This window comes from Microbulbifer maximicatervae (SeqCode), assembly GCF_052468155.1.
Window position 1 is genome coordinate 3679270 of record NZ_CP174335.1, and the last position, 12239, is coordinate 3691508.

General features: G+C 48.7%; 10 protein-coding genes. 5 read left to right on the forward strand and 5 right to left on the reverse strand.

Going from position 1 to position 12239, the window contains the following annotated elements; genetic code table 11:
• Window positions 1–252: 252 nt before the first annotated feature.
• From ACJJIY_RS15725 to ACJJIY_RS15735, 3 genes are all read right to left on the reverse strand, one after another.
• A complete protein-coding gene (locus ACJJIY_RS15725; protein ID WP_445358295.1) occupies window positions 253–3387 on the reverse strand; it encodes an efflux RND transporter permease subunit in 3135 nt (1044 codons plus the stop codon).
• A complete protein-coding gene (locus ACJJIY_RS15730) occupies window positions 3381–4919 on the reverse strand; it encodes an efflux RND transporter periplasmic adaptor subunit (RefSeq protein WP_444908215.1) in 1539 nt (512 codons plus the stop codon). Before ACJJIY_RS15730 ends, ACJJIY_RS15725 begins: the two co-directional genes overlap by 7 nt.
• Window positions 4920–5112: 193 nt before the next feature.
• Window positions 5113–5514 carry a hypothetical protein gene (locus ACJJIY_RS15735; RefSeq protein ID WP_444908216.1) on the reverse strand — a complete coding sequence of 134 codons (402 nt, stop codon included), beginning with the start codon at window positions 5512–5514 and terminating at the stop codon, window positions 5113–5115.
• A gap of 199 nt (window positions 5515–5713) precedes the next feature.
• On the opposite strand from ACJJIY_RS15735, the gene ACJJIY_RS15740 reads away from it, so the two are divergent.
• From ACJJIY_RS15740 to ACJJIY_RS15750, 3 genes are all read left to right on the forward strand, one after another.
• Complete coding sequence (locus ACJJIY_RS15740; protein WP_445358296.1) at window positions 5714–6607, forward strand: hypothetical protein; 894 nt, start codon at window positions 5714–5716, stop codon at window positions 6605–6607.
• Between the two features lie 73 nt (window positions 6608–6680).
• Window positions 6681–7238, forward strand: a complete 558-nt coding sequence (locus tag ACJJIY_RS15745) for a hypothetical protein (RefSeq protein WP_282932883.1) — start codon at window positions 6681–6683, stop codon at window positions 7236–7238.
• Between the two features lie 210 nt (window positions 7239–7448).
• Entirely contained in the window at window positions 7449–8276 is an 828-nt protein-coding gene (locus ACJJIY_RS15750; RefSeq protein WP_445358297.1) for an SDR family NAD(P)-dependent oxidoreductase, read from the forward strand.
• A gap of 446 nt (window positions 8277–8722) precedes the next feature.
• Here ACJJIY_RS15750 and ACJJIY_RS15755 read toward each other — a convergent pair whose 3' ends face one another.
• A complete protein-coding gene (locus ACJJIY_RS15755) occupies window positions 8723–9673 on the reverse strand; it encodes an IS5 family transposase (protein ID WP_444895065.1) in 951 nt (316 codons plus the stop codon).
• 25 nt (window positions 9674–9698) lie between these two features.
• Between ACJJIY_RS15755 and ACJJIY_RS15760 the strand changes: the two genes are divergently transcribed.
• Both ACJJIY_RS15760 and ACJJIY_RS15765 read left to right on the forward strand, forming a co-directional pair.
• Window positions 9699–10385 carry a peroxiredoxin-like family protein gene (locus ACJJIY_RS15760; protein ID WP_445358298.1) on the forward strand — a complete coding sequence of 229 codons (687 nt, stop codon included), beginning with the start codon at window positions 9699–9701 and terminating at the stop codon, window positions 10383–10385.
• A 109-nt stretch (window positions 10386–10494) separates the two neighbouring features.
• Window positions 10495–11061, forward strand: coding sequence for a carboxymuconolactone decarboxylase family protein (locus tag ACJJIY_RS15765; RefSeq protein ID WP_445358299.1), 567 nt, complete (start codon window positions 10495–10497; stop codon window positions 11059–11061).
• A 238-nt stretch (window positions 11062–11299) separates the two neighbouring features.
• On the opposite strand, the gene ACJJIY_RS15770 is transcribed toward ACJJIY_RS15765, so the two are convergent.
• Complete coding sequence (locus ACJJIY_RS15770) at window positions 11300–12193, reverse strand: enoyl-CoA hydratase/isomerase family protein (RefSeq protein ID WP_445358300.1); 894 nt, start codon at window positions 12191–12193, stop codon at window positions 11300–11302.
• Window positions 12194–12239: the final 46 nt, after the last annotated feature.

A 12239-nucleotide genomic window follows, 5' to 3' on the forward strand; every position in this document is an offset into this window, starting at 1 on the left:
GAGTCGTTAAATGTCAAATACACGTATTACACAAGCAGTAGGGAAAGTGATCGTCACCTACTTAGCCTGTGTTATCGCCGCAATTTTGCAGATTGTGCAATACAAAATTTGTATGGAATTTTAACAGTTAACCCTGAAGAAACCTATGAATCACGGTGTTCCCGTTAAAGTCTCTTCTATCCAGATTATCTTCTTGTGAAATGAGAACTGGGGCACTGGGTAGCATAAACCCGGTGCCCCAATTTACTAACGTCAGCTTTGCTTACCTTCGCGGGCTTTCCATTGATAGAAAACCCCGGGCATCACTAACAATACAAACAGCAGTGTGGTTATGGTGCCGCCCACCATTGGTGCTGCGATCCGTTTCATAACATCTGCACCGGTGCCATCGGAAACCATGACTGGTATCAATGAAATTAACAGTGTCAGGCTGGTCATTAGCATCGGGCGAATACGGCCAGCTGCCGCTTGGGCAACAGTCGCTGTATTACCGCGCTCTGAGTTATGTCCGGCGGCAGTTAAGTAGTGCAGCATTAATAACCCCATCTCAGCGGCGAGACCAGCCATGGCAATCATGCCGACCCATACAGCAACGCTCAGCTTGTAGTCGAGCAGGTATAACAGCCAGAAGGCGCCGATCAGTGCCATAGGCATGGCGGTGAGTACAAACAGGGTGTCGGATAGCCTGCCTCGATGCAGATACAGGAGGAAGCACACAGCCAACAAAGTCAGGGGCACTAACCATTGCAGGCGGGACTTGGCGCGCTCCAGGTACTGGTATTGGCCGGCCCAGGCGATACGTTGCCCGGGAATCAGATTAACCTGATCGGCAACAACCTGCTTTGCGCGATTAACATAATCTGCAACGCCGATATCGCCCTTCAAGTCGACAAATACCAAGCCCACCAACTGCCCATCCTCATTGCGGATCATGGGCGGGCCGGTGCGGAAGTCCAGATCAGCCAGCTGGTTCAGGGGCACTTGGGAACCATCAGAGGCGGGGACCAGGATTTGTTCAAGCTGTTCAGGAGTATCCCGGTAGTCGCGGGCATAGCGCACTAACACATCGTAACGTTCGCGGCCTTCGATGGTCTGGGTTGCGGCCAGGCCACCAGCCGCTGCGGCGATCACATCTTCGATATCCTGTACATTCAAGCCGTGGCGGGAAGCCCGTGCGCGATCGATATCAAAGTCCAGGAAGTAACCGCCGGTTAGACGCTCGGCGAAGACGCTTCGGGTTTGTTCCGAAGTGCGTTGGTCACTGCGCAGAGCTTCTTCGATGGCCAAAGCGGTCTGTTCGATCTCCTCCAGGTTATCTCCAAACACTTTGATGCCGAGCTGGCTGCGAATGCCGGTGGCAAGCATCTCAGTGCGGGTTTGGATGGGCATCCACCAGATATTGGGCATACCGGGATAGCGCAGCTTTTCATCCATTTCCGCCAGCAGGTCGTCCCAAGTCATGCCGGGACGCCACTCACTTTTAGGTTTCAGGGTGATAACGGTTTCTACCATTGAGAGCGGTGCAGGATCGGTGGCGCTATTGGAGCGGCCAATCTTGCCAAAGACATGCTCTACTTCTGGGAAGGCTTTCAGTTCCTCGTCCATTTGTTGCAGCACCTTGCCCGCTTCGGTAACCGACATGCCGGGTAGGGCGGTAGGCATATACAGGATGCTGCCCTCATTGAGTGGCGGCATAAATTCACCACCTAGTTTGCTAATGGGGTAAGCCACAGAAACCAGAGCTAGTACCGCGAGAGTGGCTACAACCTTGCGTTGCCGTACGCAAAAGTGAATCACTGGTTGTAGTGTATGGACTAAAACGCGGGAAATCGGATTTTCCCTGTTGCGAATTTTGCCGCGCATTAGCAGTACAGCAAGAGCTGGAATCAAGGTGATTGCCAATAGGGCGGCGAAAGCCATGCTGTAGGTTTTGGTGTAGGCGAGGGGTTTGAACAGGCGGCCCTCGGTAGCTTCGAGCGCGAATACCGGCAGGAATGAAACCGTGATAATAATCAGGGAGAAGAAAATACTCGGTCCGACTTCCTGCATTGCCTGAACGATTAGCGTTCTTTTCTCGCCTGGAGACAACTCCTTATCCCCATCGGCTGCCAGCTTTTTGTGGATGTTATCCACCATTACCACTGCCGCATCCACCATGGCACCGATGGCTACGGCAATACCTCCCAGTGACATAATGTTGGCGGTAAGCCCTTGTAGGGACAGTGGAATAAAGGCCAGTAAAACTGCAATCGGCAGAGTGATTACAGCTACCAATGCGGAGCGGGCGTGGAGTAGGAAAATAGCGATCACGGCGGCGACCACTAGCATCTCTTCAATCAAGGTGCTTTTGAGATTGTCGATCGCGCTATTAATCAATTGTGAGCGATCGTAGGTCACTACCAGTTCAACGCCTTCCGGTAGGCCTGCACGGATTTGCTCGATGCGCTCTTTAACTCTCTCAATAACCTTGAGGGCATTTTCACCGTAGCGCATTACTACGATGCCACCTACGGTCTGCCCCTCGCCGTCCAGCTCGGCAATACCGCGCTGCATCGCAGGCCCCAGGGTAATATCCGCTACCTGATCCAAAGTCACCGGAATCTTTGCCGCATTGACCCCGATCACCACCTCTTCGAGATCGTCAACACTGCGGATATAGCCACGGCCACGCACCATATGTTCGTGGCCCGCGATCTCCAGTACCCTTCCTCCTGTGTCATTGTTACTGCGGCGAATGGCCTCGACCACTTTGCCGAGCGGAACCTTAAACATCTGCAAGCGATGGGGGTCGATTTGGACCTGGTACTCCTTTTCGTAGCCGCCAATGGAGGCGACTTCGGCCACGCCCTCAACAGAAGTGAGCCAATAGCGCAACTTGAAATCCTGTAGCGCACGCAGTTCTTGCAGATCGTTGTTACCGCTTCGATCAACCAGCGCGTACTGGAACACCCAGCCCACTCCGGTAGCATCCGGGCCAAGCTTTGGCTGAACACCTTCTGGGAGCTGGTCAGCTACTTGGTTGAGGTACTCAAGAACCCGTGAGCGGGCCCAGTAAATATCCGTCCCGTCTTCAAAGATGGCGTAGACAAAGCTGAGACCAAAAAAACTCTGGCCCCGCACATATTTGACTTTGGGCAGCCCTAACATTGCGGTGGAAAGCGGGTAGGTGATTTGATCCTCGACCAGGTCAGGGCTGCGCCCCGGCCAGTCTGTCATCACAATCACCTGGGCGTCGGACAGGTCCGGAATAGCATCCAGGGGGACACTGGTTAGCGCCCGGTATCCCGCCAGGGCTGCGATCGCTACAAGAATCAAAGTGATCCCCGGCTTACCGGCGCAGGCCCCAATAATTCGGGCAATCAGCCCTTTGGGTTCGGAATTTACCACTGCTGCACCCCCGACTTCAGGCGGCTTTCCGCCGCGATCAGGAATACACCCGAGGTGACAATTTTATCTCCGGCCTGGAGGCCAGAGCGGATAACAATCCTGTCGCTGTCGCCATATCCGGTGCGTACTTGTACCGGTTCAAGACGACCCTGGCCCAGGTCGCGGAAGACAATGCGTTTCTTGCCGGAGATCAATACTGAATCCCTGGGTACCACCAGGAGATTTCCCAGTTCGGCGGTTAACATGATGTCCGCAAACAGTCCCGGGCGCAGTTCACCATCGGTATTGGGCAGGGTCACACGCAGCCGTGCACTGCGGTTATTGTGATTAAGGAAGGGATCAATCTGGGTGAGGGTGGCTGGGATTTCCTCGTGGTAGACGTTGGTTAAACGCACTTTGGCCGGCATACCTTTTTCTATCAACGGCAGCTGATCTTCGTAGGCGTGGGCTTCAATCCAAACCTGGCTGAGATCGGCTATGCGCAGCAGGTTGTCGCCCTTTTCAAACGCAGAGCCCGCGACAATATTCTTCTCAATTATCACACCACTGGCGGGTGCAAAAATCGGGATATAGTCCTGCGCTTTTTGCTGTTCAACCAGCCAGTCGATTTGCTCTTCAGATAGGCCCCACAACAGTAGACGCCTTCGTGCTGCTTTCTCCAGGGCGTCGCCACGTCGGCGGGCCTTTAGATACTCGTCTTGGACTGCGAGCAACTCCGGGCTGTAAACAGAAAACAGTACTTCGCCGCGTTTAACCTGCTTTCCTTCAAAATCTGCATCTAACTCACCAATCCAGCCGTCGAAGCGTAGGCTGATATCGCGCAAGCGGGTTTCGTCATAGGTAACCTGGCCGTGTAGGTGAATGGGCAAAGCGAATGGCTGTCGCTCGACGATACCGGTTTTGATACCAATGGCCTGGCGCCGGCCGCTATCCACCACAATGCTGCCACTTTGCAGTTCATCGTGGCTCACAGGTTGCAGGTTCATACCGCAAATAGGGCAAGTACCGGCTTCGGCAGCTCTTACCGATGGGTGCATTGAGCAGGTGTAATAGGCAGTATCTGAAGCCTCAGGCGCAGATTTCAGGCGCAGGCCTTTGCGATTGGTGCTCATATCAAAGGCCAAATCGACATGCTTATCGTGGCCTGTCGCTACATCTACCACCATGGGCCAGGAGCCCACCATGGCCAGCTCAATTTCACCGGTGAAGATACCGGGGCTGGATTCACTGATATCTGCCACGGCACGCATAGCTGGCATGGCGCCCATGGCGGGCATCTCGGCTACCGCGCGAACTTCAGCTCCAGATATCGGCTCATTGTCAGCATTACGAACTTCAATTCGAATTTGGTTTTTACCCGCTTGGGGTTGCAACGGGTCGACAGACACGGCGATCTGGAAGGGGCCAGCTTGCACAAAATCGGCATTTGGAGCTTCGGCTTGTGCAGAAATTTTCTTCCAATAAAAGGCCGCGCCGGTAGCCGCTAACATCAGGGTAAGGGCGATTAAGCTCAATGTTTTTTGCTGGCTCATAGGGCACCCTCCTGAGTGAAGGAAAGGGGCATCTGCGCGCAAAGCACATTATCAATAAACGGGTCAACGAGCAGGCCACCAATGGCCGCTATAGCTTGTTGGGAAATCAAAAGGTTCACTCCTAGAACAATCTTTCTGAAGCCGCCAGCATGGGCTGGGGGCATATTTCGCTAGTCAGAGAGAAAGGGAGTGATCAAATACGCAGGCGCAAAGTGGCAAGCCAGGTTCGGTTGCCGGGGTGGGATTCTGTCGCAGTAGGAGATAATTCAGGCGTACCGAATGGCGGAGCCAGAATTTGGGGCCACTGGTAAGTTGGCGGTGGCGCCAACTGGGGAAGTTCCAGATTCAAGTATGCGGCGGTGACGGCAACTTGGTGGTCGTCCAGCGAAGTCTTCAGGGAGACTTGGGCGTCATAGCCACAACAGTCATCACCTGAGTCTGACCCCTTGGCCATATCATCGCAGCAACATTCCGCTGATGGCTTGGGGTCCTCCATCATTTCGCAGGCGAGCACGGTCTGTACCTGCAACATCAGCAGGAGCAGGGCCGCCATGGCTATCAGCTTGGCGCGAAATGTGGACGAATAGTTCTTCATTACTGATAAATCATACACCAGAGATCGGTTGCTCGACAAAGGTTGCTTTCGCTATGTGACCAAGGGGTACTTCCAAGTTTTTCCTTCTTCCATTAAGGGTAATTACGGCACAGGTTAACCCTTCGGCAGAGATTTCTTGACGATAGTTAGTAGATTCCCTTGGATAAATGCGACTACAACAGCACCACAAGGTGTCTCTATGAAATTAACTCCCCCGGTTTGCCTCCTTCTGATCTTCTTATTGGCGGCACCTTCTTTTGCAGATTCTAAACGCACATCTCTCGAGGAGTTATTTGCGACTACCTATAAACATAATGAAGAGATTAACAGTGAATGGGTGCTGAGTAGGGAGCGGAACTGGGCTGCCTGGCAAAGAATGAGGGCTGTTAGGGAAGCTGCTAATAGAGGGGAGGACTTGTCATACCTCAGTAAGTATGGGCTTGAGAGAAAGTCCGCGTGGTACGAGATTGATTTAGGAAAGCAACGAGCGTGGCTGACGTCATTTAGACTGCTAGGGGTACTCTCTTCTTGGTATATGTTAAAGACGAATCAGGAGGAGCTTTATGAGCTTGGTATGACTGTGGCTGAAGTGGAAAAGTTGGGTCGCTATGTTATCGCCAATGACATCAAAGAAATAAACATCCAGGCAAGATTAGATTATTTCCACAAAGAGGAAGCTGGTTACATAGGCCGGATCCTTCAAGGAGGTGAGGACTTTGCCGCTATCTATTTAGAGCTTCAAGGTAATCTTGAAGCTCTTGAACACCTCTTGGAAACTAATTGGATCATAGATCTATTCAGTAAGTTTGATAGTGAAGCTCAAGAGATATTACTGACCTATAGCTTATCGAAATATAACTCACGAGAGGGAATGGGACGTAGTAGTTACAGTCTGGATCAAGAAGCCGAAATGTTTGTTGATAAATTTCTTTCTGGGGAGATAAACGCAATGACGAAGGAGGCTTTGGAAAGGCTTCAAGAGAAAAGGCTGGCTAAAAAAGCTAAGGTCAATGTGGAATTTAAGCCCCCGGTTGATTCGCCCGTAAATGAGTGCAAGTGTCCTCCCGATCAATGTTCCTACAATAATTCTTGATTATACTTAATTTAATAGATTTCCCGTCATAATCGACCGCGTGGCATGGTCTTCACTTCGAGTGGTAGTTGTAATGACTGTAACAAGGATCTGTTTTTGGCTTGTCGCGCTTTTCTATTCCTTATCCCCCTTTGCAGATGAGTACATAGTCCAGAGCGAGGACTACGACCCGTTTACCCAGATGACAGAACTCTGGCTAAAGGGTGAAATTTCAAATCGTCAGATAAGGGACTTGGCACTTAGAGGGCGCTATCAAAACAGCTCTGCCGCTAATAGTGCTCATGTCTCCTTCTTTCTTGATGAAATGCAGGTGATTGCGCGGGGGAATTCTGTATCGGGTCGTTCGGCCCAGATATCTGTCCAGGTTGATGAGTCAATTTTTGACTTGGATTATGACCTTGTTTCTATGCATATGATGATCAATGGTCATGGAAATGGGTTATCGAGCAAGCAGAAATTCCTTTTGGTTACTTTTATGTACCGGTTAGCAGCAGAAGGCTGGAGCAAGTCTTCTGGAGTCGATGAAATGGAGAAGCATCTTATTTATCGAACTCTCGATTACTTATCTGAAATGCCTGCAGATTATAAAATGTGGGTGATTGCCAAAGAAATACAATACCCGGTTCATTAGGTTGTTAATCTATAGGTTAATTAAAGTTTAAGTGGCTTAAATGGCCACAACAGACTTTAAAGGATAAGATTCCTGGCAGTTATTCAGATTATTGGTAGAGGTTCAATTTATTCAATTTTTATTGCTGTGAATAGCTATATATCAACTATTTAAGGATTTGTTGAATCTAAAGTTCCTAGTCATGTTGAATATATTGTAAAAAGGAAAGTTATGGATTTGTCTGATAAAGTTGCTGTTGTTACAGGAGCGGGAAGTGGACTAGGGCGGGCTTTAGCAATACGTTTAGCCGAAAAAGGAATGAAGTTAGTATTAGCCGGATATACCCTAAGTCATCTCGAATCGACAGCCAAGTTGATAGCACTAGAAGGTGCTGAGTGTATTTGCGTACAAGCAGATGTATCTAAACTTGGGGATGTGCAAAACATCGCTGATAGAACTTTAAAGCACTTTGATAAGGTACACTTGCTTTGTAATGTGGCCGGAATAGGTCCTTTGGGGGCTATAACAGAAACCTCTATGGATGAGTGGGAGTGGATTTTATCAGTGAATTTGTGGGGGCCTATTAACGGTATTCATGTATTTCTCCCTCATATCGAACAGAATGACGAGGGCCATATATTGTCTGTAGCATCGGAATCCGGCCTATATGGTATAGGGTACTTAGGGGCCTACAATGTTTCAAAATTTGGTGTTGTAGGTTTAATGCAAAGTTTAGAGCGGGATCTTCGTTTAGCTAACTCGCCTATAAAAACTTCTGTATTTTGTCCTGGTGCTATAAAAACTAATATTCTCGACTCTTCACGTAATAGGCCTGCAAGTGTAGCGGTAATTCACCCTGAGTCTGAAGTCGAGAAAAAAGTTAAAGCCAAAGTTGTCAAGGTGGTTTCTGAAGGTATGAAGCCAGAAAAAGCTGCTGATATCATTACTAGTGGTATAGAAAGCGGGCAGTTTTGGATTTTCTCCCATCCTTATGTACCCGAAACTGCATTTCAGCAGGCAAAGGCGATGTTGGATAGTAATACGTTAATTGATATTTAGCTTAGTTAGGAAACCTCTGATTAATTTCGAGTCAACTTGGTAGTATTCCGCTATCCGTCAAGATCTTGCCCCTAGCTACCTTTGCCGAAGCTGCATATAATCTGAAGCGTCATGGAACTCCCCGCGAGAAGTTTCTTTCTCAGATGCATCCTCTCATCCCATGGGGGTGGCTAGAAGTCCATTTATCAAAGCTTCCCTAGAAAGGCCCTAGTTGGTACCTACGAGCAGAAAAAATATAGCGATTTCTTCCTTTTTTCCTGTAATCTTCACCTCTTTACATCTGTAACGTATCTTAGGGACCCTCTGATCAACGAAGCATTTTTCCAGAATTAAGCTGAGCTGCTTGAAAAATTCACTTTATTACGCACAAACGCGTAATTTGCGCGTAATAGTCCACTAATTTTTCATCTGAAACCCTCAATAGGTGGATTTCAGGCGAACCACCCCTAGGCAGCCAAGTATTTTCTCCCTATTATTAAGTTGGTAAAGCCTGCCAGTAAGCACAGCCTCTCAGTATTTTTTACCAGTCCCCGATAGCGGACCTTGTCATAACCAAATACCCGTTTGATGTAGCGGAAGGGGTGCTCGACCTTCGCTCTTATCTGCGCCTTGATCTTTTCCGCTTTACGAAGTGCATCACGCCCTGGAAGAGTTTTTAGCTTGCTCGGCTTCATTGCTATATACCAATCCGCCTCCCGCTCTTTCAACTCTTCACGTTTCTCCGCACCAATGTACCCAGAGTCTCCCCAGATTCTTTTCTCCTCCCCGTGGAGAACTCGCTCTGTAGTTGTGACATCATGCGAATTCGCTGCTGTTGTATCTATGCTATGTATTACTCCGAGCACATCATCAACCCCGATATGCATTTTCATTCCAAAATGCCACTGATTGCCTTTCTTTGTTTGATGCATTTCTGGATCACGTTTTTTCTTTTTATTCTTGGTTGAAGTTGGCGCAGAGATAATAGTGGCATCTACAATCGTACCTTCACGCAGTACCATGCCATTCTCAGCAAGATGCTTGTTGATTTCATCAAAAAGAGCTGCACCTAGCTGATTGAGCTCCAGTAAGTGGCGAAAGTTAAGAATCGTTGTTTCATCGGGAATTGGGCCGCTCAAAGTCAATCCAGCAAAACTACGCATGGATTCAATTTCATACAGTGCATCCTCCATAGCGGGATCACTGAGATTATAAAATAGCTGCATGCAATGAATACGGAGCATGACACTCAATGGATATGGCTGTCGGCCACGTTTGCCTTGTGGATAGCAAGGAGTGATCTGAGCTTCTAGTCGCTGCCATGGGATGAGGGCTTCCATTTGAGAAAGAAACTTCTCTCGGCGAGTTATACGGCGCTTTAGCTTATATTCTGCTTCGGCAAAGGTGACTTGGTGCATAATTCATCGTAGTCTTGATGGGTAGGTGAATATTACCAATATTGGCTTGGAATTATTCAGAGGTTCCCTAGATGCTTTCAAAGAAGTATTTAAGCAACAGGCCCCGGAAGGAGCATTTGAAGCCTTTGCCAGATCATCCAAGGAATTGGCTGCTAGTGGCCAAGTTGAACGTTCGATTAAAGTAGGGGAGAAAGTCCCATACTTTACATTGCCAGATTCAGAAGGTAACGACGTTGCCCTGGAAGGGCTCCTTGCCAAAGGGCCCGTTATTCTAACGTTCTATCGAGGCGTGTGGTGCCCCTACTGCAATATTGAGCTGCAAGCGTTAGAAGAAGTTGCCGCAGAGATCAAAGCGCGTGGCGCAACCCTGGTTGCTATTTCCATGCAAGGGCCCGCCGAAAGCCGCAAATCTCAGAGAGATAACAAGCTAAGCTTCCCAATTCTGACTGACCAAAGCGGAAAGCTTGCTGAAAAGTTTGGTATCCGCTGGACATTACAACCTTATGTAATTGAGTTCCACAAGGTGTTCAAAGTCGAACTCCCGACCATCCATCGTGACGGCGCGTGGAACTTACCTATGCCTGCAAGATATGTCATAGATACCGATGGAACAATCGCATATGCGGAGGTGAATCCTGACTATACGCGTCGCCCCGAACCCAGCGACTTATTTCCCGTACTTGAAAAGCTGAGTCAGTCTACAACTGCATAGTATGTAAACACCTCCACCTCTTTACGCGCTGACTAGTGCCAAAGAGGTGGAAGCACTCAATGTAAATCGATATCGAGCACCGTAAAACCCAACTTATATGGTAAGACTCATGGTCAATTTTACACGTTACACAATTGAAACAGCACCAGAAGCCTCTAAGCCCACTCTAGAAGCCACTAAAAAGAAAATGGGATTTGTACCCAATCTAATGGCAACCATGGCCGAATCACCTGTAATGGTAGAGAGCTACCTAACACTTATGGGATTATTCGATAAATCTCGCTTGAGCGAAACGGAGCGAGAGATAATCCTGATGACAAACAGCCGCCTAAACGGTTGCACCTACTGCATGGCTGCGCATACCGCCGTTTGCAAAATGGCCGGTGTAGATGAAAATGTAATCAAAGCGCTGCGTAGCGGTAAAACACTCCATGACCCTAAACTCGAAGCGCTCCGAGCATTCAGTGTCATTATCAATGAGAAACGTGGATGGGCTACAGAAGAGGAAGTTGAGGCGTTTCTTGCAGCAGGTTATACGAAAGAAACGGTTCTGGAGGTGATAGTTGGAACTAGCCTAAAAGTACTCTCGAATTACTCTACCCACAATCTGAATGTCAGTCTCGATGATGCGTTTTTGCCAATGGCTTGGAGTAAGGATATGGATTCGAATGGTTGAGCGTAAAAGCAAATAAACAACATGTATCCGATTCATGCGTCTAATAAAAACTGGGCGCCGGGAAGAGGGCGCCTGTCCAGATCATAAAAGTGACGATAAGAACCCCACTGATTCACCAAAGTAATGAGGCCCATATAGCCACTATGGGCCTCATTACTTTATCCGAGATATATTCGTGGTATCTAAGCCCCTAAACAATACATCCTCTTGAATACAGCCTTCTTTTGGGTTATCACAATTACTCCATTTCGCTACGAATAATACCGGGCGTTTTGGCTTGTCCTCGCACTCGATCAGGATGATCGCGCTCGTTAAAGCGCCTCAAGCCTTCGGATAGCTCTGCTCTGGATTCAGAGTCGCTGAATAATCGGTTGAAGCACTCAGCCTCAATTCGTAGACCTTCATCAAGATCCTTTCCATAACCACGAATGGCGGCTTCTTTATCAGAGTGAATCGCTGGCTGGGGAAGGGTAGAGATATACTGTGCTAACTCAACAGCACGATCTAATGCGGCTCCCTTTGGCACCACTTCGTTGGCCAACCCAATGCGATAAGCTTCTTTAGCATTAATAACTTTTCCCGTGATGATTAACTCCAGCGCTCGCCCCATACCAACAATACGCGGCAAACGCTGAGTACCACCATCGGCTAAGCCGATATTCCAACGGCGACAAGTCATACCAAAGGATGCGTGCTCTTCTACAATCCGCATATCGGCAAAACATGCCCACTCAAAGCCACCCGCATAAGCAATTCCGTTCACAGCCGCAATGATAGGCTTATAAATATCGGTCCAACGGGATGGACCTATAATACCTGGAGCTTCACCTCGATTATGTCGGGCAATATCAGCGGGTTCTACAGGACATAAAACAGCCACGTCAGGATCGGGGTGATTGGTGGGTTCAGTTGCAGCAAGATTGCTTTTCAAATCACCCCCTGCACAAAATGCAGAATCGCCAGCACCGGTGATTACCGCAACTTTAGCTCCGTCATCGGTACGAAAGCGATCGAATGCATCCACCAGCTCACGGTGAGCGCGAGTACCAATACAGTTCTTAACCTCTGGACGGTTAAAAGTAACGATGGCTACAGGGCCATTTTGCTCATATTTAATATGATGATATTCCATGTCATAAGACCTTTATCATGTGGCGTTGAAGTAATATCTGGAATCT